This window comes from Streptomyces sp. NPDC046197 (assembly GCF_040646295.1).
Classification (GTDB): Bacteria; Actinomycetota; Actinomycetes; order Streptomycetales; family Streptomycetaceae; genus Streptomyces.
Genome location: NZ_JBEYZY010000001.1, coordinates 545,207 through 569,881, shown reverse-complemented (window position 1 = coordinate 569,881; position 24,675 = coordinate 545,207). Strand labels below are relative to the sequence as shown.

25 protein-coding genes are annotated in these 24,675 nt (G+C 71.0%); 10 read left to right on the top strand and 15 right to left on the bottom strand.

Annotation, left to right across the window (positions count from 1 at the left end):
• Positions 1-46: 46 nt before the first annotated feature.
• Positions 47-877 (bottom strand): hypothetical protein, encoded by an 831-nt coding sequence (locus AB0A61_RS02620; protein WP_361284892.1) that lies wholly within the window; start codon positions 875-877, stop codon positions 47-49.
• A 204-nt stretch (positions 878-1,081) separates the two neighbouring features.
• Here AB0A61_RS02620 and AB0A61_RS02615 point away from each other — a divergent pair, with 204 nt between their 5' ends.
• The 5 genes from AB0A61_RS02615 (at position 1,082) to cseC (ending at position 5,849) form a co-directional block, all read left to right on the top strand.
• On the top strand, positions 1,082-2,056 hold the full coding sequence (locus AB0A61_RS02615) for an A/G-specific adenine glycosylase (protein ID WP_361284889.1): 975 nt from the start codon (positions 1,082-1,084) through the stop codon (positions 2,054-2,056).
• 329 nt (positions 2,057-2,385) lie between these two features.
• Complete coding sequence (locus AB0A61_RS02610; RefSeq protein ID WP_361284887.1) at positions 2,386-2,925, top strand: SigE family RNA polymerase sigma factor; 540 nt, start codon at positions 2,386-2,388, stop codon at positions 2,923-2,925.
• Complete coding sequence (locus AB0A61_RS02605; RefSeq protein WP_361284884.1) at positions 2,913-3,566, top strand: hypothetical protein; 654 nt, start codon at positions 2,913-2,915, stop codon at positions 3,564-3,566. Before AB0A61_RS02610 ends, AB0A61_RS02605 begins: the two co-directional genes overlap by 13 nt.
• A 213-nt stretch (positions 3,567-3,779) precedes the next feature.
• Positions 3,780-4,481 carry a two-component system response regulator CseB gene (cseB, locus tag AB0A61_RS02600; protein ID WP_361284881.1) on the top strand — a complete coding sequence of 234 codons (702 nt, stop codon included), beginning with the start codon at positions 3,780-3,782 and terminating at the stop codon, positions 4,479-4,481.
• Between the two features lie 12 nt (positions 4,482-4,493).
• Complete coding sequence (gene cseC / locus AB0A61_RS02595) at positions 4,494-5,849, top strand: two-component system sensor histidine kinase CseC (RefSeq protein WP_361284878.1); 1,356 nt, start codon at positions 4,494-4,496, stop codon at positions 5,847-5,849.
• 42 nt (positions 5,850-5,891) lie between these two features.
• Here cseC and AB0A61_RS02590 read toward each other — a convergent pair whose 3' ends face one another.
• Entirely contained in the window at positions 5,892-6,275 is a 384-nt protein-coding gene (locus tag AB0A61_RS02590; RefSeq protein WP_361284875.1) for a TetR-like C-terminal domain-containing protein, read from the bottom strand.
• A gap of 42 nt (positions 6,276-6,317) precedes the next feature.
• On the opposite strand from AB0A61_RS02590, the gene AB0A61_RS02585 reads away from it, so the two are divergent.
• Positions 6,318-6,494, top strand: coding sequence for a hypothetical protein (locus AB0A61_RS02585; protein WP_361284872.1), 177 nt, complete (start codon positions 6,318-6,320; stop codon positions 6,492-6,494).
• Between the two features lie 181 nt (positions 6,495-6,675).
• Here AB0A61_RS02585 and AB0A61_RS02580 read toward each other — a convergent pair whose 3' ends face one another.
• Positions 6,676-8,277: an MDR family MFS transporter gene (locus AB0A61_RS02580; protein WP_361284869.1), complete on the bottom strand. Its 1,602-nt coding sequence runs from the start codon at positions 8,275-8,277 to the stop codon at positions 6,676-6,678.
• Between the two features lie 154 nt (positions 8,278-8,431).
• On the opposite strand from AB0A61_RS02580, the gene AB0A61_RS02575 reads away from it, so the two are divergent.
• The gene (locus AB0A61_RS02575) at positions 8,432-9,028 is read left to right on the top strand and encodes a helix-turn-helix domain-containing protein (RefSeq protein WP_361284866.1); all 597 of its coding nucleotides are present in this window, start codon (positions 8,432-8,434) and stop codon (positions 9,026-9,028) included.
• Between the two features lie 58 nt (positions 9,029-9,086).
• Here AB0A61_RS02575 and AB0A61_RS02570 read toward each other — a convergent pair whose 3' ends face one another.
• Positions 9,087-9,677: a M23 family metallopeptidase gene (locus AB0A61_RS02570; RefSeq protein ID WP_361284863.1), complete on the bottom strand. Its 591-nt coding sequence runs from the start codon at positions 9,675-9,677 to the stop codon at positions 9,087-9,089.
• Between the two features lie 454 nt (positions 9,678-10,131).
• Between AB0A61_RS02570 and AB0A61_RS02565 the strand changes: the two genes are divergently transcribed.
• The gene (locus AB0A61_RS02565) at positions 10,132-10,773 is read left to right on the top strand and encodes an HAD family acid phosphatase (protein ID WP_361284860.1); all 642 of its coding nucleotides are present in this window, start codon (positions 10,132-10,134) and stop codon (positions 10,771-10,773) included.
• Between the two features lie 92 nt (positions 10,774-10,865).
• On the opposite strand, the gene AB0A61_RS02560 is transcribed toward AB0A61_RS02565, so the two are convergent.
• Positions 10,866-13,391, bottom strand: a complete 2,526-nt coding sequence (locus AB0A61_RS02560) for an ATP-dependent Clp protease ATP-binding subunit (RefSeq protein WP_361284857.1) — start codon at positions 13,389-13,391, stop codon at positions 10,866-10,868.
• Between the two features lie 442 nt (positions 13,392-13,833).
• Here AB0A61_RS02560 and AB0A61_RS02555 point away from each other — a divergent pair, with 442 nt between their 5' ends.
• Entirely contained in the window at positions 13,834-14,439 is a 606-nt protein-coding gene (locus AB0A61_RS02555) for an SCO3374 family protein (protein ID WP_361284854.1), read from the top strand.
• Here the strand turns inward: AB0A61_RS02555 and AB0A61_RS02550 are convergent.
• The 10 genes from AB0A61_RS02550 to AB0A61_RS02505 all read right to left on the bottom strand — a co-directional run bounded on the left by AB0A61_RS02550 (position 14,418) and on the right by AB0A61_RS02505 (position 23,157).
• On the bottom strand, positions 14,418-14,753 hold the full coding sequence (locus AB0A61_RS02550) for an Lsr2 family protein (protein ID WP_361284851.1): 336 nt from the start codon (positions 14,751-14,753) through the stop codon (positions 14,418-14,420). The genes AB0A61_RS02555 and AB0A61_RS02550 overlap by 22 nt on opposite strands.
• 242 nt (positions 14,754-14,995) lie before the next feature.
• Entirely contained in the window at positions 14,996-15,529 is a 534-nt protein-coding gene (locus AB0A61_RS02545) for an amino-acid N-acetyltransferase (RefSeq protein ID WP_361284848.1), read from the bottom strand.
• A 9-nt stretch (positions 15,530-15,538) separates the two neighbouring features.
• A complete protein-coding gene (locus AB0A61_RS02540; protein WP_361284845.1) occupies positions 15,539-16,111 on the bottom strand; it encodes a BlaI/MecI/CopY family transcriptional regulator in 573 nt (190 codons plus the stop codon).
• A 183-nt stretch (positions 16,112-16,294) separates the two neighbouring features.
• Positions 16,295-16,483, bottom strand: a complete 189-nt coding sequence (locus tag AB0A61_RS02535) for a hypothetical protein (protein WP_361284842.1) — start codon at positions 16,481-16,483, stop codon at positions 16,295-16,297.
• A gap of 64 nt (positions 16,484-16,547) precedes the next feature.
• Positions 16,548-17,216 (bottom strand): hypothetical protein, encoded by a 669-nt coding sequence (locus tag AB0A61_RS02530; RefSeq protein ID WP_361285010.1) that lies wholly within the window; start codon positions 17,214-17,216, stop codon positions 16,548-16,550.
• Positions 17,217-17,426: 210 nt separating this feature from the next.
• The gene (locus AB0A61_RS02525) at positions 17,427-18,224 is read right to left on the bottom strand and encodes a type III pantothenate kinase (protein WP_361284839.1); all 798 of its coding nucleotides are present in this window, start codon (positions 18,222-18,224) and stop codon (positions 17,427-17,429) included.
• A gap of 5 nt (positions 18,225-18,229) precedes the next feature.
• On the bottom strand, positions 18,230-19,216 hold the full coding sequence (gene nadC, locus AB0A61_RS02520; RefSeq protein WP_361284836.1) for a carboxylating nicotinate-nucleotide diphosphorylase: 987 nt from the start codon (positions 19,214-19,216) through the stop codon (positions 18,230-18,232).
• A 5-nt stretch (positions 19,217-19,221) separates the two neighbouring features.
• Positions 19,222-20,955, bottom strand: a complete 1,734-nt coding sequence (locus AB0A61_RS02515) for an L-aspartate oxidase (protein ID WP_361284833.1) — start codon at positions 20,953-20,955, stop codon at positions 19,222-19,224.
• The gene (gene panC / locus AB0A61_RS02510; RefSeq protein WP_361284830.1) at positions 20,952-21,992 is read right to left on the bottom strand and encodes a pantoate--beta-alanine ligase; all 1,041 of its coding nucleotides are present in this window, start codon (positions 21,990-21,992) and stop codon (positions 20,952-20,954) included. Before panC ends, AB0A61_RS02515 begins: the two co-directional genes overlap by 4 nt.
• A 127-nt stretch (positions 21,993-22,119) precedes the next feature.
• Positions 22,120-23,157, bottom strand: a complete 1,038-nt coding sequence (locus tag AB0A61_RS02505; protein WP_361284827.1) for a DUF2520 domain-containing protein — start codon at positions 23,155-23,157, stop codon at positions 22,120-22,122.
• 210 nt (positions 23,158-23,367) lie between these two features.
• Here AB0A61_RS02505 and AB0A61_RS02500 point away from each other — a divergent pair, with 210 nt between their 5' ends.
• Positions 23,368-24,651: a beta-eliminating lyase-related protein gene (locus tag AB0A61_RS02500; RefSeq protein ID WP_361284824.1), complete on the top strand. Its 1,284-nt coding sequence runs from the start codon at positions 23,368-23,370 to the stop codon at positions 24,649-24,651.
• Positions 24,652-24,675: the final 24 nt, after the last annotated feature.

Sequence of the window (24,675 nt, the reverse complement as noted above, 5' to 3'; positions counted from 1 at the left end):
GTTCGGATCACCGCGGCCTGATCCGAGGTGATCCGAACGACACCCCCTAGTCCGCCGACAGCACGAACGACGTATGCAGCTTCCCGTACCCGGGAAGCTGCGCCTCCACCAGATAGGTCCCCGCGCCGGCCGCCCCCGCCGGCGGCGTCGCACACTGCGGAGCGCTCGGCTTGCGGTCCCAGCGCACCGGGTACGTGATGCTGCTGCCCGCCGGCACCCGGTACAGCAGGCTCCCGGCCGTCCTGGGGCAGTCGGCCGACGACCAGTAGTCGGCGCTCTTGCCGGCCTGCGTGATGGTGACCACCGCGGCCTTCGGTCCGAGATCGACCTTGCAGTCGTTGCCGGAGGAGTTCTGCGCGGTCAGTTCGAACGTGGGCGTGTCACCGGGGCCGTAGGAGTTGCGGACACTGCGCAGGCTCAACTTGACCGCGCCGGAGGTGCAGTTGGGCAGCGTGGTGTCGGCCGGGAGCGTACTGCCGGTGCCACCGCCGCCCGTGCCACCGCCGGCCTTGGCGCCGTCGTCCGAACCGCCGGCGGCCCCGCCCGAGCCGCTGCCGCCCGCGCTCGTCCCGTCGGAGCCCCCGCCGCCGGACGATCCGGCACCGGACCCGCCGGATCCGCCGCCGCTCGACTCGTCGCGTCCGCCGGGGCGTTGGCTGATCGCGGGGCCGGAGCCGGAGGGGCCCGGTGTGATGGTGGAAGGGGCGGGATGCTTGCCGTTCGACCCGCCGCCGTTGTTCTTGTGGTCCCCGCCGCCCGAGGTGACGATCCAGGCGATCAGCAGCGCCAACAGGGCCAACACGGACAGCAGCACGACCCTCCGTCGCCAGTAGATGGAGGAGGGAAGCGGCCCGACCGGATTGCGCAGAGATCCCACGGCGCAAACTGTACGAGAGATCGGCGCGCTGCCTTGCCCCACCCGCCGCGCCGGCCACAACTTTTCCGGATCATCATTCCGGCAACGGCCATACGGACCAGCCCTCTTGCGTACCGCGCAACCGCGTGATAACGGTGCGTGACGACACCGGCCCTCGTCACCTCACACGACCTTCCACCCCCACGTGGCAGGATCGGAACCGCCATGACTGTGCCCACACTGCCCCCACACAGCAGCCCCACCGTCCGGGCCTCCGCGACCGGCAGCCGCCCCGAAGCCGGCCCCGAGGTCTCTGCCTCTCCGCTGGGAGAGACCCTGCACGCCCAGGTGATCACCTGGTTCGACGACAATGCCCGCGACCTGCCCTGGCGGCGCCCCGACGCCGGTCCCTGGGGCGTGATGGTCAGCGAGTTCATGCTGCAGCAGACTCCGGTGAGCCGGGTACTGCCCGTCTACGAGCAGTGGCTCGCCCGCTGGCCGCGCCCCGCCGACCTGGCCAAGGAGGCCCCGGGCGAGGCCGTCCGCGCCTGGGGCCGGCTCGGCTACCCGCGCCGCGCCCTGCGTCTGCACGGCGCCGCCCTCGCCATAACCGAACGCCACGGCGGCGACGTACCGACCGACCACGGGCAGCTCCTCGCCCTGCCCGGCATCGGCGAGTACACGGCCGCGGCGGTGGCGTCCTTCGCTTACGGCCAGCGGCACGCCGTCCTCGACACCAACGTCCGCCGCGTCTTCGCGCGCGCGGTCACCGGCGTCCAGTACCCGCCGAACGCCACCACCGCCGCCGAGCGCCGCCTCGCCCGCACCCTGCTGCCCGAGGACGAGCGGACCGCCGCCCGGTGGGCCGCCGCCTCCATGGAGCTCGGCGCGCTGGTGTGCACGGCGAAGAACGAGTCGTGCCAGCACTGCCCGATCGCCGGGCACTGCGCCTGGCGGCTGGCAGGCAAGCCGGAGCACGACGGGCCGCCGCGCCGGGGCCAGACGTACGCCGGTACGGACCGGCAGGTGCGGGGCAAGCTGCTGGCCGTGCTGCGCGAGGCCCACGCGCCCGTCCCGCAGGCGGTGCTCGACCGGGTGTGGCACGAGCCGGTCCAGCGGGCCCGGGCCTTGGACGGACTCGTCGCGGACGGTCTGGTGGAGCCACTGCCGGGCGGGCTGTACCGGCTGCCGCTGAGCTGACGCGGGGTCACCCCGCACAGCAGAATCACAGCTTCAGGGGTGGCGCGGGCGTCTGTGTAACGCGCCCGCGCATCACCTGACCTGGCAAATCGCCATGAAAACGCCCAAATCGGCTTACCGCTTTACCCCGTTCCGGCGTCCGTTACACAACCGACGCACAGCCGAGGGCTAGCCGCAGGCTGCTTCGGACAACGCCGTGACAACCCCTCCGTACCTTCGCTTGTGTGCCCGACAGGCACCGGACGACTGCCGACCACAGTCCGTCCGCATCACAGGCATGAGAACCGGCAGCAGGCGAGTCGGAAAACGGGGATCGGAGGCGGTTGAACATGGCGCAGGGCGAGGTGCTCGAGTTCGAGGAGTACGTGCGCACCCGGCAGGACGCGCTGCTGCGCAGCGCACGCCGACTGGTGCCGGATCCGGTCGACGCCCAGGACCTGCTCCAGACGGCGCTGGTGCGGACGTACGGCCGCTGGGACGGCATCGCCGACAAGCGGCTGGCGGACGCCTACCTGCGCCGCGTGATGATCAACACGCGGACCGAGTGGTGGCGGGCCCGGAAGCTGGAGGAGGTCCCGACCGAGCAGCTCCCGGACGCCTGCGTCGAGGACTCCACCGAGCAGCACGCCGACCGTGCCCTCCTGATGGATGTCATGAAGGTGCTCGCTCCGAAGCAGCGCAGTGTCGTGGTGCTGCGACACTGGGAGCAGATGTCCACGGAGGAGACGGCCGCCGCCCTCGGCATGTCGGCCGGAACGGTCAAGAGCACGCTGCACCGGGCGCTGGCCCGGCTCCGCGAGGAGCTGGAGGCACGCGACCTGGACGCACGTGCGCTGGAGCGTGAGGAGCGGGAGCGTTGCGCGGCCTGACCGGCGCGGGTCCCACCCGGGGCCAAGACACCTTCCAGGCGGCGATCACGGCGGTGGCCGTGCTCGCCGCCCTTGCCCTTTTGGTGTCCGCCTGCGGCACCGGCGGCACGGGCGCCCGCGACGAGGGGCCCGCCCACTCCGACTCGGTGGCGGGCGCCGCGACGTCGCCGTCACCGAGCCCCACCGACACGCCCAAGCATGTGGACGCGGTCCGCCTCCTCAAGGCCGACCCGAATGTCTCGGCCGCGGTGAAGCGCGACCTCAAGCCGTGCGTGGCCGACGAGTACCCCGTCGACGTGTCGTACGGCGACCTGACCGGCGCGGCCGTGGACGACATCGTCATCAACGTCTTGACCTGCGGCGACGCCGTGGGGGTGGGCGCCTATGTGTACCGCGAGCAGGGCAACGGGTACGAGAATGTCTTCAGGTCGGAGGAGCCTCCGGTCTACGCCGAGATAGACCGCGGCGACCTGGTGGTGACCAAGCAGGTGTACGAGAAGGGCGACGCGGTGTCGAATCCGTCCGGGGAGGACGTGGTCACCTACCGCTGGAGAGGCAACCGGTTCCTCAAGGAGTTCAGCACCCGCAACGAGTACAGCAAGACCGTCGGAAGCGACGCGTCGCCGGCGCCGGAGACCTGACGCACGGGCCTCCGGCGGCCGGGGGGCCGGGGAAGCCGCGGAAGAAATTCCTGGAAGAATTTCCGTCGGCGTGAACCGGGCGGTCCTGTCGGACCGATCTCCGGATGAAGGCGCCGCCGGTGAACGTATCCGGCGGCTGGTGCGTCCACACAGTGAGCGCAAAGCATCACCAGAGCGCACCCACAGAAGCACACGAGGACTGAGAGCACCGGGATGGCAGAGCAGACCCACGTCCTGTTCGTCGAGGACGACGATGTCATCCGCGAGGCCACCCAGCTCGCACTGGAGCGGGACGGCTTCGCGGTCACCGCCATGCCCGACGGCCTGTCGGGCCTGGAGGCGTTCCGGGCGAACCGGCCCGACATCGCGCTGCTGGACGTGATGGTCCCGGGCCTGGACGGCGTCAGTCTGTGCCGCCGCATCCGCGACGAGTCGACGGTGCCCGTGATCATGCTGTCGGCGCGTGCCGACTCGATCGACGTCGTCCTGGGCCTGGAGGCGGGCGCCGACGACTACGTCACCAAGCCGTTCGACGGTGCCGTCCTGGTCGCCCGCATCCGTGCGGTGCTGCGCCGCTTCGGCCACGCGGGCGGCGGCCAGGCGGAGGCCGACGACTCCGCGGTGGACGGCGGCATGCTGACCTTCGGTGACCTGGAGGTCGACACCGAGGGCATGGAGGTGCGCCGGGCCGGGCAGCCGGTGGGGCTCACCCCGACCGAGATGCGGCTGCTCCTCGAGTTCTCCTCCGCGCCGGGCACCGTCCTGTCCCGGGACAAACTCCTGGAGCGGGTGTGGGACTACGGCTGGGGCGGTGACACGCGCGTCGTGGACGTCCATGTGCAGCGGCTGCGGACGAAGATCGGCCAGGACCGCATCGAGACGGTCCGTGGCTTCGGCTACAAGTTGAAGGCCTGAGCGGGGCGGGTCATGCGGGGGACGATGCGGCGCCTGGTCCCGGGGCGCCTGGAGCAGACGGGCATCCGTACCGGACTGAGGTGGAAGCTCAGTGCGGCCATCGCGCTGGTCGGCGCGCTGGTGGCGATCGCGCTCAGCCTGGTCGTGCACAACGCGGCCCGGGTGTCGATGCTGGACAACGCGCGCGACCTCGCGGACGAGCGGATCCAGATCGCCCAGCGGGTCCTGGAGACCCCGGGGCGGCCGCACTTCCCCGGCAGCAAGATCGACGACCCGCAGCTCCCCCGGGCGCTGCACGACAAGGTCGACCAGGGCCGGCGCGCGACGTACGTGACCGACCATCACGGCAACGTGCCGGACATCTGGGCCGCCGTGCCGGTCAAGGGCGGGCACGTACTCTCCCTGCACAGCCACCTCACCGACCGCAGCACCAACATCCTCAAGGACCTCGACAAGGCCCTGTTCATCGGGTCGATCGCGGTCGTCCTCGGCGGCAGCGCGCTGGGCGTCCTGATAGGCGGCCAGCTCTCGGGCCGCCTGCGCAAGGCCGCGACCGCGGCCAACCAGGTCGCCAAGGGCGAGCCGGACGTACGGGTGCGGGACGCCATCGGGGGCGTCGTACGGGACGAGACCGACGACCTCGCCCGCGCGGTGGACGCGATGGCGGACGCGCTGCAGCAGCGGCTGGAAGCCGAGCGGCGGGTCACCGCCGACATCGCGCACGAGCTGCGCACCCCGGTGACCGGGCTGCTGACGGCGGCGGAGCTGCTGCCGCCCGGCCGTCCGACCGAGCTCGTCCTGGACCGGGCGAAGGCCATGCGCACGCTGGTGGAGGACGTCCTGGAGGTTGCCCGGCTGGACGGCGCCTCCGAGCGGGCCGAGCTGCAGGACATCGTGCTGGGCGACTTCGTCACCCGGCGGGTGGCGGCCAAGGACCCGGACGTCGAGGTGCGGGTGGTGCACGAGTCGGAGGTCACGACCGACCCGCGGCGCCTGGAGCGGGTGCTGTTCAATCTGCTCGCCAACGCCGCCCGGCACGGCAAACCGCCCATCGAGGTGACCGTCGAGGGCCGGGTCATCCGGGTACGGGACCACGGCCCCGGCTTCCCCGAGGCGCTGCTCGCCGACGGCCCCAGCCGCTTCCGCACCGGCAGCACCGACCGCGCCGGGCACGGCCACGGCCTCGGCCTGACCATCGCGGCCGGCCAGGCCCGGGTCATGGGGGCCCGCCTGACCTTCCGCAACGTACGCCCCGCAGGCGCCCCGGAACACATTCCGGCCGAGGGAGCGGTGGCCGTCCTGTGGCTGCCGGAGCACGCACCGACGAACACGGGCAGCTATCCGATGCTGCCCTCCCAGGGGAAGTGAGCCGGGGGTTTCCGGCCCTGGGCAGCGGACCCGCGGTGTCGGTCAGCGCAGCAGCGCCTCGGTGAGGCGGTCCGCGGTGGTGGCGTCGAGTGGGGCGTGGCCGAGCAGGAAGCGGTACCAGAAGACGCCGTAGACCTGGTCGACCATGAGGTCGAGGTCGTGGTCGGCGGACAGTTCGCCGCGCTCGCGCCCGCGTTCGAGCACCCGACGCAGGGCGGTGCGCCGCGCCTGGGTGAACGTCCGCATCAGCTCCGCGAGGTGCGGATCCCGGGCCGCCGTGCCGAGGCTGCGCGGCAACGGCTCGGTGACCCTGGTGACCGCGACCTCCTCCCGCGCGGCGTTCCCCGGCACCGCGGGCCTCGCCGCGATCAACGGAGCCCTGATGGTGCCGCCACTCGCCGCGGAGCTCGCCCCGCTGCGGGTCAATGCCGTCTCCCCGGGCGTCGCCGAACCCCGTGGTGGGACGCCGTGCCGCCCGAGCGGCGCCGGTCCCTCTTCGACGGGCTCGCCGTGACCACGCCGGTCGGCCGGGTGGGACGTCCCGACGACATCGCCCGCGCCGTCCACATGCTCGCCGCCAGCGGTTTCGTCACGGGCGGCGTTCTGGACGCCACGGGCGGCGCGAACCTGGCCACGGGCCGCTGACGGTGAAAGCCGGACGCCAAAGGTCAGACACCCGCAGGTCAGACGCCGAAGTCCTTGGAGAAGTCCAGCTCCTCGCTGCGCTCCACCCTCGGAGTCCCGTACCCCCGGAGTCCCGCATCCCCACGGCAGGGCGAAGGCCCCCGGGGCGGACACCAGCCGGGGGCCTTCGGTTCGTGGGGGCTCAGACGGCTTCCGTCACGCCTTCGCGCGCCGGGGCATCGCTCACGCCGTCCCGGTCCCCGGGCTTCGCCGCGGCCGGTCCGGCGCCCCTGAGCGGGACCTCCTTCACGAACAGCGCCGCGATCAGCACGATCACCGCGATCGCCGCACCCAGCAGGAACGCCGAGTGGGTACCGGCGGACACCCCGTGCTGGTAGGCGTCCCGGACCGGCACCGGCAGCTTCGCCAGGCTCTTCGCGTCCAGCTGCGCGGACTTCTCGGTGATGCCCTTGCCCAGCGCGCCGGCCCGCTCGGCCATGACGTGCTGGACCCGGTCGTTGAACAGCGCGCCCATGATGGCCACACCGAAGGACGAGCCGAGCGTACGGAACAGGGTGGTGGACGAGGAGGCCACGCCCATGTCCTTCATCTCCACGCTGTTCTGCGCCACCAGCATGGTGATCTGCATCAGGCAGCCCATGCCCAGGCCCAGCACGGCCATGTAGATGCCGGAAGTCAGCCGGGTCGTACCGGTGCCCATCAGTGACAGCAGGTACAGCCCGACGATCATCAGCGCGCCGCCGGCGATGGGGAAGACCTTGTAGCGGCCGCTGCTGGTGGTCACCCGGCCGGCGACCATCGAGGTCACGAGCATCGCGCCGAGCATCGGCAGGAGCAGCAGACCGGAGTTGGTCGCGGAGGCGCCCTGCACCGACTGCTGGTACAGCGGCAGGTAGAGCGTGGCGCCGAACATCACGAAACCGGTGATGAAGCCGATGAGGGACATCAGGGTGAAGTTGCCGCTCTTGAACATGTGCAGCGGCAGCACCGGCTCGACGGCCTTGGTCTGCCAGAACACGAACCCGATCAGCGCGGCGACGCCGATGCCGATCAGCTCCATGATCCGCGCGGAGGTCCAGGCGTACTCGGTGCCGCCCCAGGTGGTGACCAGCACGATCGAGGTGATGCCGATGGTCAGCAGCGTGACGCCCAGGTAGTCGATGCGCGCCTGCGCCCGCTTCTTGGGGAGGTGCAGCACGGCGCTGACCAGCGCCAGGGCCACCACACCGAGCGGCAGGTTGATGTAGAAGGACCAGCGCCAGCCCCAGTTGTCGGTGATGGTGCCGCCGACCAGCGGACCGCCGATCATCGCCAGCGCCATGACTCCGGCCATCATGCCGGTGTACTTGCCGCGCTCCCGCGGCGGGATCAGGTCACCGATGATCGCCATGACGCCGACCATCAGACCGCCGGCGCCGAGACCCTGCACGGCGCGGAAACCGATGAGCTCGCCCATGTTCTGGGCCATGCCGCTGAGCGCCGAGCCGATCAGGAAGATCACGATCGAGCTGAGGAAGGCCCCCTTGCGCCCGTGCATGTCACCGAGCTTGCCCCAGATCGGGGTGGAGGCCGCGGTGGCCAGGGTGTAGCCGGTGACCACCCAGGACAGGTGCTCCAGGCCGCCCAGATCGCCCACGATCGTCGGCATCGCCGTACCCACGATCATGTTGTCGAGCATGGCGAGCATCATCGCGATCATGAGGGCGAGCAGGACGACCCGCACACTCCTCGGTTGTTTGCCGGCCTGCCCGGTGCCCGTCTCGGCTATCGTTGTGTCCGCCATCGCTGTCCCCACTCCCCCACTTACGCCCACTTACTTGCCGACCGGCAAGTTGACTACACTGGGTGAAGGTAGACGTTCTACTAGCCGGGCGTCAAGTAAGTTTTGCCGGACCGGTCGGCCGGTAAGTTTCCCCGGAAGCGCTAGGAGTACGAGGATGGGCGGCACGATGGACGGCACCAGGCAGCAGCGCCGCGGAAACACCCGCCAGCGCATCCAGGACGTGGCGCTCGAACTCTTCGCGGAGCAGGGCTACGAGAAGACCTCCCTGCGCGAGATCGCCGAGCGCCTGGACGTCACCAAGGCGGCGCTCTACTACCACTTCAAGACCAAGGAAGAGATCCTCGTCAGCCTCTTCGCGGACCTGACGCAGCCGATCGAGGACCTGATCGAGTGGGGCAGCCGGCAGCCGCACACCCTGGAGACCAAGCAGGAGATCGTCCGCCGCTACAGCCAGGCGCTCTCGGGCGCGGCGCCCCTGTTCCGTTTCATGCAGGAGAACCAGGCGACGGTACGGGAGCTGCGCATCGGCGACACGTTCAAGGACCGCATGCGCGGCCTGCGCGACATCATCATCGACCCGGACGCGAGCCTGGCCGACCAGGTCCGCTGCATCAGCGCGCTCTTCACCCTGCACGCCGGCATGTTCGTCATGCAGGACCTGGAGGGCGACCCCGAGGACAAGCGCAAGGCCGTCCTGGAGGTCGCGACCGACATGGTGACCCAGGCCCACCGGGGCGCACAGGGGGCCTGAACGAAACCGCCGCCCACTGAGGACAGTTGGGCGGCGGCATGGCGAAACCTTCAGCCGGTCAGACGGTCACGCCGTGGGAGCGCAGGAAGGTGACCGGGTCGACGGCGGAGCCGTAGTTCGGGGTGGTGCGGATCTCGAAGTGCAGGTGCGGGCCGGTGGAGTTGCCGGTGCTGCCGGACAGGGCGATGTGCTGACCGGTGGCGACGATCTGACCGACCTGCACGTCGATCCGCGACAGGTGCGCGTACTGGGAGTACGTGCCGTCGCCGTGCTTGATGACGACGGCGTTGCCGTAGGCGGGGCCGTCACCGGCGCCGTTGGGGCCCGCCTTGACGACGGTGCCGCCGTGCGCGGCGAGGACCTCGGTGCCGGTCGGCACGGCGAAGTCCTGGCCGCTGTGCTTGTGCACCCAGTGGCTGCCGGCCTGGTCGAAGCCGGCGCTGAGCGTGTACCGCTTCACCGGGTCGATCCAGGAGGAGGCGGACGCGGCGCCCTTGGCGACGGTGGCAGTGGGAGCCGCCGCGGTGTCGGCGGCGGACGCGACCCCGGCTCCCAGGGCGACCGAGACTCCCAGGCCCGCGGCCAGGACGGCGGCGCGGGTACGGAGCTTGGAGGCGCGGGAGGAACGGGACGTGACGCGCTGGGACATCGAAACCTCTGCAGGTGGGGGACTGGAGAGCCGACCCGGCACACATGCATCCGCCGGACGGGCCAGACCTTGGTAACCCCCGTGGACAGCAGGCCACAAACAGTGCGCCTACGACGAGAGCTAGTACTTCGCCCTAAATCCCCAAAGTCATGAATAGTCCCCTCATTCGGGACAAATCATTACACGATGCTGGATAACCGGCCGTTGAACACCGGCAATCACCCTCCTCGACCACACCAAAGCCCCACTATTCGCCGTAGTACCTGACGAACCGCATGTGCGCCATGTCACCGACAGGCGGGGTATTCGGGCTTCTTGGTGTGACCGGCCTCATGTGACCTACCTCTCTGGGCAGTTACCGACCAGTAACCATCTGGTTCCCCTCCGGCCACCCTGTGGCACGAGCATGCTCACAACAACCCGCAGCGTTACGTACGCGAAAGGACCCCCACCGATGACCACAGGCCCCTGGACGCGTCGCATCGGCATGACCGCCCTCGCCACGGTCGCCGTCACGGCGCTGGCCGTCCCCGTCGGCGCACAGGCCGCCACGGACACGCCCACCACCACCACGACGGGCGCCACGGCCACCGCGTCCGGGAAGGTGGACTACGCAACCTGGCAGAAGGACTGCCAGGCCGTGATGGACCAGGCCCTGCCCTACCTGCAGCAGCGCATCGCGAACACCAGGCCGGGCGAGAAGCAGGCCATCGTGTTCGACATCGACAACACGACCCTGGAGACGGACTTCGGCTTCACCTACCCCCAGCGGGCCAACAAGCCCGTGCTGAAGGTGGCCCAGTACGCCCAGCAGCACGGCGTCGCCCTGTTCTTCGTCACGGCCCGTCCGGGCATCATCGAGGGGCCGACCGAGTTCAACCTCGAGTACGACGGCTACCGGGTGGACGGCCTGTACGTCCGCGGCCTGTTCGACCTGTTCAAGAACGTCGCCGACTACAAGACCGCCCAGCGCGCCGCGATCGAGTCCAAGGGCTACACGATCATCGCGAACATCGGCAACAGCGCCACCGACCTCTCCGGCGGCCACGCCGAGAAGGCCTTCAAGCTGCCGGACTACGACGGTCAGCTGTCCTGACCGTCCGCCTGGAACAAACCGAAAGGGGCTGCCCCGGGACCCAGTCCCGGGGCAGCCCCTTTATCGGCCTTACCGCGCCGAAGGCTTACGCGTTACGCGTCCTTGCTCAGGTTCGGCCCGGCTCCGCCGGCCGCCTGCTCGATCGGCGGGACGTCCGGCAGGGCCGCCTTCTCCTCACCGCGGAAGGTGAAGGTCTTGGTCTCGCCCTCGCCGTCCGTGTCGACGACCACGATGTGGCCGGGACGCAGCTCGCCGAAGAGGATCTTCTCGGAGAGGGAGTCCTCGATCTCGCGCTGGATGGTGCGGCGCAGCGGCCGCGCCCCGAGCACGGGGTCGTAACCCTTCTTCGCCAGCAGCTCCTTGGCGGACTGGGAGAGCTCGAGGCCCATGTCCCGGTCCTTCAGGCGCTCGTCCACCTTGCTGATCATCAGGTCGACGATCCGGAGGATGTCGGCCTGCGTCAGCTGCGGGAAGACGACCACGTCGTCGACGCGGTTCAGGAACTCGGGGCGGAAGTGCTGCTTGAGCTCGTCCGACACCTTGTTCTTCATGCGCTCGTAGTTGGTCTTCGTGTCACCCGAAGCCGCGAAGCCCAGGTTGAAGCCCTTGGAGATGTCCCGGGTGCCGAGGTTGGTCGTCATGATGATGACCGTGTTCTTGAAGTCCACGACCCGGCCCTGGGAGTCGGTCAGACGACCGTCCTCCAGGATCTGCAGCAGCGAGTTGAAGATGTCCGGGTGGGCCTTCTCGACCTCGTCGAAGAGGACGACCGAGAACGGCTTGCGGCGCACCTTCTCCGTCAGCTGACCGCCCTCCTCGTAGCCCACGTAGCCGGGGGGCGAACCGAAGAGACGGGAGACCGTGTGCTTCTCGCTGAACTCCGACATGTCGAGGGAGATCAGCGCGTCCTCGTCACCGAAGAGGAACTCGGCGAGCGCCTTGGACAGCTCGGTCTTACCGACACCGGAGGGACCGGCGAAGATGAACGAGCCACCCGGACGCTTCGGGTCCTTCAGACCGGCACGCGTGCGGCGGATCGCCTTGGACAGCGCCTTGACGGCGTCGTTCTGGCCGATGACCCGCTTGTGCAGCTCGTCCTCCATGCGGAGCAGTCGGCTGGACTCCTCCTCGGTCAGCTTGAAGACCGGGATGCCGGTGGCCGTGGCGAGGACCTCGGCGATCAGCTCGCCGTCGACCTCGGCGACGACGTCCATGTCGCCGGCCTTCCACTCCTTCTCCCGCTTGGCCTTGGCGGCCAGGAGCTGCTTCTCCTTGTCGCGCAGGGAGGCGGCCTTCTCGAAGTCCTGCGAGTCGATCGCGGACTCCTTGTCCCGGCGGACGGCGGCGATCTTCTCGTCGAACTCGCGCAGGTCCGGCGGTGCGGTCATCCGGCGGATGCGCATCCGGGAGCCGGCCTCGTCGATCAGGTCGATCGCCTTGTCCGGCAGGAAGCGGTCGGAGATGTACCGGTCGGCCAGGGTGGCGGCCTGGACCAGCGCCTCGTCCGTGATGGAGACGCGGTGGTGCGCCTCGTAGCGGTCCCGCAGGCCCTTGAGGATCTCGATCGTGTGCGGCAGCGACGGCTCCGCGACCTGGATGGGCTGGAAGCGGCGCTCCAGGGCCGCGTCCTTCTCCAGGTGCTTGCGGTACTCGTCCAGCGTGGTCGCACCGATGGTCTGCAGCTCACCGCGGGCCAGCATCGGCTTCAGGATGGAGGCCGCGTCGATGGCGCCCTCGGCGGCACCCGCACCGACCAGCGTGTGCAGCTCGTCGATGAACAGGATGATGTCGCCGCGGGTGCGGATCTCCTTGAGCACCTTCTTCAGGCGCTCCTCGAAGTCACCGCGGTAGCGGGAGCCGGCGACCAGCGCGCCGAGGTCCAGGGTGTAGAGGTGCTTGTCCTTGAGGGTCTCGGGCACCTCGCCCTTGACGATCGCCTGGGCCAGGCCCTCGACGACGGCGGTCTTGCCGACGCCGGGCTCACCGATCAGGACCGGGTTGTTCTTGGTACGGCGGGACAGCACCTGCATGACCCGCTCGATCTCCTTCTCGCGCCCGATGACCGGGTCGAGCTTGGACTCACGAGCGGCCTGGGTGAGGTTCCGGCCGAACTGGTCGAGGACCAGGGACGTCGAGGGGGTGCCCTCGGCAGGCCCGCCGGCGGTGGCGGTCTCCTTGCCCTGGTAGCCGGAGAGCAGCTGGATGACCTGCTGCCGCACCCGGTTGAGATCAGCGCCCAGCTTGACCAGGACCTGGGCGGCGACGCCCTCGCCCTCACGGATCAGGCCGAGCAGGATGTGCTCCGTGCCGATGTAGTTGTGGCCCAGCTGAAGAGCCTCGCGCAGCGACAGCTCCAGCACCTTCTTGGCACGGGGGGTGAAGGGGATGTGGCCCGAGGGGGCCTGCTGGCCCTGGCCGATGATCTCCTCCACCTGCTGGCGGACCGCCTCGAGCGAAATCCCGAGGCTCTCAAGGGCCTTGGCGGCGACACCCTCACCCTCGTGGATCAGGCCCAGGAGGATGTGCTCGGTGCCGATGTAGTTGTGGTTGAGCATCCGGGCTTCTTCCTGAGCCAGGACGACAACCCGCCGCGCGCGGTCGGTGAACCTCTCGAACATCGTTAATCGCTCCTCAGAGCGGTCAGGCAGTGGGGGGAACTTCCCCTCCCTGTCCTTCCGCAGCTTAGTCCCGCAAGCGGGGACCGCTCATTCCAACTGCCGACACCGTCCTTGGCCTCCTGACCCCGACTGCCGACATCCTGTCCAACCCGATGGTGCGAGACGATGTTCCCGCAGGCCAGGCAGTTACCCCAGTCGCCAGTACGCCGATGGCGAACGTGAGACTCCTTTGCCCGGGCGCCGCCTGCGTGTCGCCCCCTCCCACTAGGGATGTCTTACCCGTACCGGCGGACACTCCATGCCGCAGGCCCCGGGTTCCCTCAGCTACGGGCGAACAACCTTGCGCGCCCTCACCCGCCCAGGAGCCCTCTCATTCGCCACGCTGTGCACACGTGTCACCACGGAACGTAACCCGAGGTCTCTCCGGACAGTTGCACCTGGCATGGTCGGCCGCCTTCCTGTGCTCCCCGAGCCCCGTCAGCCGCTCGGCCCGGACGACCGGGTGCGGCACTGGTACGAGAACGAACTGGGCTGGGCGACGGTGCCCGGTCGGCCGGTACGACTTGTCGTGGGCCGCCGTTTCGATGTCCTGGACGTGCCGGCGGACGCGGGGCGCGCGGCGCTGCGTCACCTGGGGCCGGCCTCTCCGGTGGCCGTCCAGGGGGACCGGATCCGCCTGCTGGTGGCCGCGGGCACCAAGGAGGAACTGCCCGGGCTGCTGGAGTGGCTGGAGTGGGGGGCTGTGGCGCTGGACCTGGTGGCCCTGGGCCCGGGCGCGCTCATGGACGCGCCGGTGCCCCCGCGCGCGGGGTCTTCCGGGGCGCGGCCGCCGGCCCTCGCCCCCGGGCGCTGTGGTTCACAGGGGGCCGCCGTGTGGCTGCGGCCCCCCGGGACGGAGTGCGAGGTCGAGACCTCGCTGCCGACGTTGTCGGCCGTGGGGGCCGTTACGGGCGCCCCCGATCTCGTACGACTCGTGGACACGGTGGCCACACAGTGCCACCGGATCCGGCTGCGGCGCGCGTGCGCTCAGCCGTTGGCCTTCTCGTAGGCCTCGCGAATGGTCGCGGGAACACGGCCGCGGTCGTTGACCTCGAAACCGTTCTCCTTCGCCCAGGCGCGGATCTGAGCGGTGTCCTGGCTGCCGCCGGAAGAGGCACGGGCCTTTCCACGCGCACCCGAAGCACGGCCTCCGGTACGACGACCGCTCTTGACGTACGGCTCAAGAAGGCCGCGGAGCTTGTCCGCGTTGGCGGTGGTGAGATCGATCTCGTACGTCTTGCCGTCCAGCGCGAACGTCACGGTCTCGTCCGCCTCGCCACCGTCGAGGTCGTCGACAAGAAGGACCTGAACCTTCTGTGCCACCGGATTTCCTTTCATCGATAACGTGAGGGCCGGGGGTGGCCGGCGTCCCCGTTTCGCCGTCCCCTGTTATATGCAGTACTGCAGTACGCCGGAAAGCAAACCGCTTTTGCCGGAAAAACACAAACCCTCGGGAGAGACCGACCTGCCGTCCCGTAGGGAAAGATGCGCGTTTCGGACATAGGGAACGCGGGCATGCCCGGTCGGGCGGAATACTGGTTCCGTGACTCGGGCATCCTTGGCGATCACAGATGCAGAAGCATCCGGCTGTTGCCCAAGGTGTTCGGTTTCACTCGTTCGAGTCCCAGGAACTCCGCGACGCCCTCGTCATAGGAACGCAGCAGCTCCGCGTAGACATCGGCGTCGACGGGCGTCTCGCCGATCTCGACGAAGCCGTGCTTCCCGAAGAAGTCCACTTCGAAGGTCAGGCAGAAAACCCGTCGAACGCCGAGCCGCCGTGCGGTCTGCAGCAACTTCTCCAGCAACCGGTGGCCGACGCCGGCACCCTTCAGACCCGGCTTCACGGCGAGAGTGCGCACTTCCGCCAGGTCCTCCCACATGACGTGGAGTGCGCCGCAGCCCACCACCTCGGCGTTGTCGCCCCGTTCGGCGACCCAGAACTCCTGGATGTCCTCGTAAAGCGTCACCGTCGCTTTGTCGAGCAGGATGCCCTCCCGTACGTAGGCGTCGAGGAGCCGGCGCACGGTCGGGACATCGCCGGTCCGGGCCCGCCGGACCGTGATGGCATTTGCGGTGACTTCGGGGCGCTGTGCGGACATGGGCGGACGCTATCGCCCGCCGCCTCCCTGCGCCGAGCCGGGGTTCTCGTCCACGGTTTCGGCGCCTTCGGCGGTATCCGCGGCACGGCCCGCGCCTTCGACGGCGGCTTGGGCGGTGTGTTCGGCGGTGTCTTCGGCGGCCTCTTCACCACCGCGCGCGGATGCGCCTTCCGCGGCGCCTTCCCCGGTCGCTTCCGTGGCCCCTTCCGTGGTGCCTTCCCTGGTGCCTTCCGTGGTGGGTTCCGTGGTCGCTTCCTTGGTGCCTTCCACCATCCGTACGGCATCCCGCAGCGCCTGTCGCTGTTCCTCGCTCATCATCCCGAAGAAGGCGACGAGAGCGGCGGCGGCGTTGTCGCTCTGGGACCAGGCGTCGTTCATCAGTGCGGCGGCGTAGGCAGCCCTGGTGGAGACCGCCTCATATCGATAGGCCCGGCCCTCCGCTTCGCGCCGCACCCAGCCCTTCTGATGGAGATTGTCCAAAACGGTCATCACCGTGGTGTAGGCGATGGACCGTTCCCGCTGAAGGTCTTCCAGGACTTCTCGAACGGTCACCGGGCGGTTCCACTTCCACACCCGCGTCATGACCGCGTCTTCGAGTTCTCCCAATGGGCGAGGCACAGCTCAGAACAATAGTGGGAGACCTCGGCAATGGCGTGCCGAACGGGCACTTTCAGCCGCAAACAGGAACAAAAAGGGCGTACAGCTCCACGGCACGAGGGGTCCGTGCGGGAGCCGTACGCCGCCGAAGCCTGCCGCGTGCCCGTCTCAGGCGTCGGTGTGCGCCGTCTTTCCCGTGGCCTGGCGGGCGTTTTCCGCACGCGCGAGCGCGGCGTCGACGGCCGCGTCCTCCTTGGCCTTGTTGGCGCCGCCCTGGGACTTCACGATCACTCGGATGAGGCCGATGAAGAACACGGCCATGACGACCGGGGGCACGAGCGCGGAGACGTAGTCCATGGATCCAGAGTAGCCACGGCGGGCGGACAAACAGGGGCGGGGTGGCCCGGAGTGGCCCGGAGTGCTACACGACGGCCAGGTGCTGCTGCGGCTTGTCGGACGGAGGGGCCGGCTTGCGCCGCGGGAAGACCTCGCCGGGCGTGGGGATGGGGCGCCGCGCGGGCTTGGGGGGCTCGGGGGTGGGCCCGGCGGGAGCGGGGCGCTCGGCGGGTTTCGGTGCGGGCTTGCGGGCGGGTTCACCGCCCGTGGCGCCGGCCTGTCCCGCCCGGGCGCCCGGCAGGCCGCCAGGAAGGGCCTGAAGGGGGCTCCGGGAGGCCGGGACGGTCGGGGTGGACCCGGAGGCCGGGACCGCGGCCGCCCGCGCCTGACGGGCGCCCGCAGCCGCGTCCCGCCCGGCGATCGCCCGGCAGCGGTCCAGGAGGTCGGCGGCGGCCGGGGTGCCGCGCAGGGCGTGCAGCGCCGCGAGGTCGTCGGGGCCGGGCCGGTAACCGGCGCCCAGCGCCTCCGCCAGGAGCGCGAAGTAGCCGACGGCCGTACCGGGCAGGGCCTCCCGGTACCGGGCGAGGTCGGCCATCAGGAAGGCACGCAGCCGGGCACCCTCGCGCATCGCCTCGTCGAGCGACTCGGCGAGCCGGAGGCAGTCCTGCACGTCCTCGGCTGAGGCGGGACGGGGATGAACGGCGAGGGCGAGGGCGCGGCGGAGCACACGCAGCTCCTCCACGCCGAACGCCATGCCGCCGCGGGTTCCGTATGGCGTGGGCATAGGCCGACGATACGCGCTAATCAGACAAATCCGGCACAGTACAAGCCGTGACGCGCCCGAGCCACCCGGTTGGGGCCTGCGAGAGCGTCCGCCACGGCGCGGCCCCGGCCCCACGGACGTCCGAGCCGCGGCACGCCCCCGGCAGCCGGACCGGGACCGTCACGGGCGTGTCGGGTGTGCTCAGGTGCGGGACACGTTTCGTTCGTACACCAGTCGTAGGCCGATCAGGGTCAGCCAGGGCTCGTGTTCGTCGATCACTGACGCCTCCCCGAGCACCATCGGTGCCAGCCCGCCCGTCGCGATCACTGTCACGTCGTCCGGGTCGTCGGCCAGTTCCCGGGCCATGCGGTTGACGACGCCGTCGACCTGCCCGGCGAAGCCGTAGATGATGCCCGACTGCATCGCCTCGACGGTGTTCTTGCCGATCACGCTCCGCGGCCGGGCCACCTCGATCTTCCGCAACTGCGCGCCCTTGACGCCGAGGGCGTCGACGGAGATCTCGATACCGGGGGCGATGACGCCGCCGATGTACTCCCCGCGCGCGGACACCGCGTCGAAGGTCGTCGCCGTGCCGAAGTCCACGACGATGGCCGGGCCACCGTAGAGCTCGACGGCCGCGACCGCGTTGATGATGCGGTCCGCGCCGACCTCCTTGGGGTTGTCGGTCAGGATGGGCACGCCCGTCTTGACGCCCGGCTCGACCAGTACGGCCGGCACGTCGCCGTAGTAGCGCCGGGTCACCTCGCGCAGCTCGTGCAGCACCGACGGCACCGTCGCGCAGATCGCGATCCCGTCGATGCCGTCGCCCAGCTCGTCCCCGAGCAACGGGTGCATGCCCATCAGGCCCTGCAGGAGCACCGCCAGCTCATCGGCGGTGCGGCGCGCGTCCGTGGAGATGCGCCAGTGCTCGACGATGTCCTCCCCGTCGAACAGGCCCAGCACCGTTTGGGTGTTGCCGACGTCGATCGTCAGGAGCATGGCCGCTACTCCGCCTCGCGCAGATCCAGGCCGATGTCCAGGATCGGCGAGGAGTGGGTCAGGGCCCCCACGGCCAGGTAGTCGACGCCGGTTTCCGCGTAGGCCCGTGCGTTCTGCAGGGTCAGCCGGCCGGACGCCTCCAGCAGCGCCTGCCCGCCGACGATGCCCACCGCCTCCTCGCACTCCCCGGGCGTGAAGTTGTCCAGCAGGATCAGGTCGGCGCCGGCGTCGCGCACCTCCCGCAGCTGGTGCAGGGTGTCGACCTCGACCTCGATCGGCACGTCCGGGAACATCTCGCGCACCGCCTTGAACGCCTGCGCCACACCGCCGGCGGCCACCACGTGGTTGTCCTTGACGAGGGCCGCGTCGGACAGCGACATGCGGTGGTTGACGCCCCCGCCGCACCGCACGGCGAACTTCTCCAGCGACCTGAGGCCCGGGGTCGTCTTGCGGGTGTCCCGCACCTTCGCCTTCGTGCCCTCCAGGGCGTCCGCCCACGCGCGCGTGGCGGTGGCGATGCCGGACAGGCGGCACAGCAGGTTCAGGGCGCTGCGCTCGGCGGTCAGCAGGTCACGCGTGCGCGTGGTGACCGACAGCAGCTTCTGCCCGGCCTCCACCCGGTCGCCGTCCTCGACATGCCGCTCGACCTCGAACTCGTCCGTGCAGACCACCGAGAGCACGGCTTCCGCGACCCGCAGACCGGCCACCACGCCCGCCTCGCGCGCGGTGAAGTCTCCGGTGGCGACGGCCTCCTCGGGGATGGTCGCGACCGTGGTCACGTCCACGCCGTGGTCGAGATCCTCCTGGATGGCGACATGGGCGATGTCCTCGACCTCGAGGGGGTCGAGCCCGGCGTCGGCCAGCAGCTGGGCGAGCGCGGGGTCCAGCCCGCACTCCGCGTATTCGTCGTAGCCCGCGTCCGCGTCCGCGCCGCAGGCGCAGCCGTCGCCGCAGCCGCCGGTCGGGGCAAGGGGAAGGTCGTCGGTGCTCACGTGTGTCACTGCTCCTGGGAACGCTGGGGCGCGAGGGCCCCGGGGCGGGTCGGGGGGAAGTCTGCGGTGTCGGTGGTGTGCACGGCCAACGTGCGGTCCGGATTCAGCCGAACGACGATGTGGCGCCGCCACCGGGTGTCGTCGCGCTCGGCGCGGTCCTCGCGCCAGTGGCAGCCGCGGGTCTCCTCGCGCAGCCGTGCCGCGGCGACCAGGGCCCGGGCCACGCACAGGAGGTTGGTGGCCTCCCAGGTGTCGACGCCCGGCTCCGCCGTCTTGCCGTTCTCGTCGAGGGCGTCGCGGGCCTCGGTGTCCAGCTGCTGGAGCTGGTCGGCCGCCGTGCAGAGGGACCCGGCGGAGCGCAGCACGCCCGCGCCCTCCGTCATGATCCGCTGGATCGTGAACCGGGCCTCGGGGGCGAGCAGGGGGTACGCGGGCTTCTCCGCGTACGCGACGGGCTGCGGCACGCGCGCGTGGAGGCCGTTCTCCGACCGGTCCCGCGCGATGTCGGCGGCGATGCGCTCGGCGTAGACCAGGCCCTCCAGCAGCGAGTTGGAGGCGAGCCGGTTGGCACCGTGCACGCCGGTGCAGGCGACCTCGCCGCACGCGTACAGGCCGGGGACGGTCGTACGGCCGCGGGAGTCGGTACGTACGCCGCCGGAGGCGTAATGGGCGGCCGGCGCGACCGGGATGGGCTCGGTCACCGGGTCGACTCCGTTGGCGCGGCAGGCCGCCAGGATCGTCGGGAAGCGGTGCTCCCACATCTCGGCGCCGAAGTGCCGGGCGTCCAGGAACATGTGCTCGGCGTCCTGTTCCTGCATGCGGCGCAGGATGCCCTTGGCGACGATGTCCCGGGGCGCCAGCTCGGCCAGCTCGTGCTGCCCCACCATGAAGCGCACGCCGTCGGCGTCGACCAGGTTGGCACCCTCGCCGCGCACCGCCTCGGAGACGAGGGGCTGCTGGCCCTCCGCGTCCGGGCCGAGGAAGAGCACGGTCGGGTGGAACTGCACGAATTCGAGGTCGGAGACCTCCGCGCCCGCGCGCAGCGCGAGTGCCACGCCGTCGCCCGTCGACACGGACGGGTTCGTGGTCGCGGAGAAGACCTGGCCCATGCCGCCGGTCGCCAGTACCACGGCGGGCGCGTGCACGGCGCCCACACCGTCGTGCTGGCCCTCGCCCATGACGTGCAGGGTCACGCCCGCCGTCCGGCCGTCGGCGTCGGTGAGCAGGTCGAGCACGAGGGCGTTCTCGATCGTCCGCACCCCACGCGCGCGTACCGCCTCGACGAGCGCCCGGGAGACCTCCGCGCCGGTCGCGTCGCCACCGGCGTGCGCGATGCGGCGGCGGTGGTGGCCGCCTTCGCGGGTGAGCTGGATGCCGCCCTCCTCGTCGGTGTCGAAGTGCGCGCCGGTGGAGATCAGCCGCCGTACGGCGTCGGGGCCCTCGGTGACGAGGATCCGCACGGCCTCCTCGTCGCACAGGCCCGCGCCGGCCACCAAAGTGTCGTCCAGGTGCTGCTCGGGGGTGTCGCCCTCGCCGAGGGCCGCGGCGATGCCGCCCTGGGCCCAGCGGGTGGAGCCGTCGTCGAGGCGGGCCTTGGTCACGACGACGGTCGTCAGGCCGGCGGCCTCGCAGCGCAGGGCCGCGGTCAGGCCGGCGACGCCGGAGCCGACGACCACGACGTCCGCGGAGATGGACCACCCGGGCGCGGGCGCGTGCAGTCGTATGCCTGTGCTGGTCACGAAGCGGCTCCGAAGGTGAGGGGAAGGTTGTCGATCAGCCGGGTCGCGCCGACCCTGGCGGCGACGGCGAGGACGGCCTCGCCGGTGAAGTCGTCCTCGACCTCCGTGAAGTCGGAGGCGTCGACCAGGGCCAGGTAGTCCAGTTCGAGCGGCGGGTCCAGCCGCGCGGCCTCGTCCAGGACCAGGCGGGCGGCCGCGCGGACGGCGGCCGCGCCGCAGGCGGTGGACCGGCGCGAGGCGTCCTTGGCGGGGGCGGTGGCGGGCGACGGCAGGGACTTGGCGACGGCGGCCGCGTCGGCCGCGGCGCGGGACTCCCCGAGGGCGCTGAGGGCCTCGGCACGCGCGCGCGTGGAGGGCACCTCGCGGGCCCGCGCGCGCAGCGCCTCCTGTGCCGCGTGCCGGTCCCGGCCCGCAAACAGGGCCTGGGACAGGGCGAGGGCCGTGTGCCGCTCCTGCGGGGACAGGTAGCGGTTGCGGCTGGAGAGGGCCAGACCGTCGGATTCGCGCACGGTCGGTACGGCGACGATCTCCACGCCGAAGTTCAGATCCCGCACCATGCGGCGGATCAGGGCCAGCTGCTGGGCGTCCTTCTGGCCGTACAGGGCGATGTCGGGGCGGGTGAGGTGGAGCAGCTTGGCGACGACGGTGAGCATGCCGTCGAAGTGGCCGGGCCGCGAGGCGCCCTCCAGGCGTGCCCCCATGGGGCCGGCGGTGATGCGGACCTGGGGCTCGCCCCCCGGGTAGACCTCGTGCACGGACGGCGCGAACACGGCGTCGGCGCCCGCCTGTTCGGCGACCTTGAGATCGGCGTCCAGGGTGCGCGGGTAGCGGTCGAGGTCCTCCCCCGCGCCGAACTGGAGCGGGTTCACGAAGACGGTGACGACGACCTCGCCGTCGCCGCCCACGAGTTCGCGCGCGGTGCGGATCAGGGTGGCGTGGCCCTCGTGCAGAGCGCCCATCGTCATCACTGTGGCGCGGCGGCCGTGACGCACGCGTGCGTGCAGCTCGTCGGCGGTGCGCAGCAGGGCTGTGGTCATCGCACGTCTCCGTTCTCGGGCACCGGTGTCACCGAGCGGCCCTCCTCTGCGGTCGCGAATTCCGGCCGGCTCGTCGCCTGTCGTATGTGCTCCGGCCCGACCCGGCCCATGGGGCTCCCCGTTCGGGTCATCGGGCGCTCCCGGTGTTTCCGTCGTCCTCGTCGTTTCCGTCGTTTCCGTCGGTTCCGTCGGTTCCGTCGGTTCCGTCGGTTCCGTCGGTTCCGTCGGTCCCTTGGCGTCCTTTGGGTCCATCGGATCCTTCGGTCCCGTCGGCCAGCACACCCAGCAGATCCTCCGCCAGCTCGGGCTTCAGCAGGCCGTGGGCGAGCGCGCGGTCGGCGGTGGCGCGGGCCATGGCCAGGTATCCGGCGACGGTCTGGGGGGCGTGCCTTTGCAGCTCCGCGACGTGCGCGGCGACCGTGCCCGCGTCGCCGCGCGCCACGGGGCCGGTGAGGGCCGCGTCGCCGGAGCGCAGGGCGTTGTCCAGCGCGGCGCCGAGCAGCGGGCCGAGCATCCGGTCGGGCGCCTCGACGCCGGCCTCGCGCAGCAGCTCCATGGACTGGGCGACCAGCGTCACCAGGTGGTTGGCGCCGAGGGCGAGGGCGGCGTGGTACAGCGGCCGCTTCTCCTCGGCGATCCACTCAGGCTCGCCGCCCATCTCGATGACCAGGGCCTCGGCGGCCAACCGCAGCTCCTCGGGGGCGGTGACGCCGAAGGAGCACCCGGCCAGCCGCTGCACGTCCACGGGCGTGCCGGTGAAGGTCATCGCCGGATGCAGCGCCAGCGGGAGCGCGCCCGCGCGCAGGGCCGGGTCCAGCACCCTCGCGCCGTACCGCCCCGAGGTGTGCACGAGCATCTGTCCCGGCCGCACGGCGCCGGTCTCGGCGAGGCCCGCGACGAGGCCGGGCAGGGTGTCGTCCGGGACGGTCAGGAGCACCAGGTCGGCCCGCTGCAGCACCTCGGCGGGCGGCATCAGGGGCACGTCGGGGAGCATCAGTGCGGCCCGCCGCCGGGACGTGTCGGAGATCCCTGAGGCGGCCACCGGGCGGTGACCGGCGAGCTGGAGGGAGGCGGCCAGCGCGGGGCCCACACGGCCGGCGCCGACGACGCCCACGGTGAGCCTCGCGGGGCGGTCCCTGGGATCTGGCTGTTGGTTTGTACTCACTCGACGGCGGCCTTCCCGTTCCAGTCCGCTCCGGGTACCGGACGATTTCTCGTCATGTTAACGCTATCGGTCCGGGCGGCGTCCGGCCGTCCACAGGCTGTGGGTTCTCGCGGGCCACGCGCGCGGCCTTCGCGACGGGAGACACAGGTGCCCGCCTCGACGGGAAAACGCAGGTGCCCGCGAGGGCGGGCACGCGCGATGATCCGGGGCATGAGCGATACGACGGGGCAGGGCGCGGCACAGGCGGAGCACCGGGGCGCGACGCAGACGGAACACCCGGGCGAAGCACCGGCCGAACTCCGTGGCGAAGCACAGGCCGACCGGCAAGACGCGGCCCGGGGGGAACAGCCGACGGACGAGGAACGGCGCGCGAGCCTGCGGGAACGGCGCATAGGCGCGTACCGCAACGCGCGGCGCGTGCTCGCGCGCGCCGGGTTCCAGGCCACGCTCCGGGAGCGCCTGGCGCTGCTGGCGGAGGCCCAGGACCTGTACGACCTCGACGAGCCCTCGGACCTGTACGGCAACGGCATCGTGGCGGCCCTGGAGACGAAGGTCGCCGGGCTGCTGGGCAAGGACGCGGCGGCCTTCTTCCCGACCGGCACGATGGCCCAGCAGGTGGCGTTGCGCTGCTGGGCGGCCCGCACCGGCAACGCGACCGTCGCCCTGCACGCGCTGGCCCACCCAGAGGTGCACGAACGGCATGCCCTGAGTCAGGTCAGCGGTCTGCGGCCGGTGCGGGTGACCGGTGAGCCCCGGCTGCCGACCGCGGACGAGGTACGCGGCCTCGACGAGCCCTTCGGCGCGCTGATGCTCGAACTGCCCCTGCGGGACGCGGGTTTCGTCCTGCCCTCCTGGCAGGAACTCACCGAGGTCGTCGAGGCGGCGCGCGAGCGCGAAGCGGTGGTGCACTTCGACGGCGCACGCCTGTGGGAGTCGGCCACGCACTTCGGACGCCCACTGGACGAGATCGCGGACCTTGCGGACAGCGTCTACGTGTCGTTCTACAAGTCCCTCGACGGCTACGGCGGCGCCGCACTCGCCGGCCCCGGGGAGCTCGTCGAGGAGGCGAAGGCCTGGCGGCACCGTTACGGCGGCACCGTGTACCAGCAGTTCCCGACGGTCCTGTCGGCGCTCGCCGGCCTCGAGCGGGAGCTGCCCCGCCTGCCGGACTACGTACGGCACGCGCGCGTGGTGGCCGCCGCGCTGCGCGAGGGCTTCGCCGCGGCCGGGGTGCCATGGAGTCGCGTCCACCCGGACGAGCCGCACGTCAACGCCTTCCAGGTCTGGCTGCCGTACGACCCCGACGCGCTCGCGGAGGCCGCGATACGCACGGCCGGGGAGACCGGGACGATGCTCTTCACCAACGGGTGGGAGACCACGGGCCCGGGTCTCTCCTCCACCGAGGTCTACGTGCGGGCCGACGGGCTGGACTGGACGGCGGACGAAGTACGGGCGGCGGTCGCGGAGTTCACCGCACGGCTGGGCGACCTGTAGACGTCCCGGGGGGATCAGCAGGTG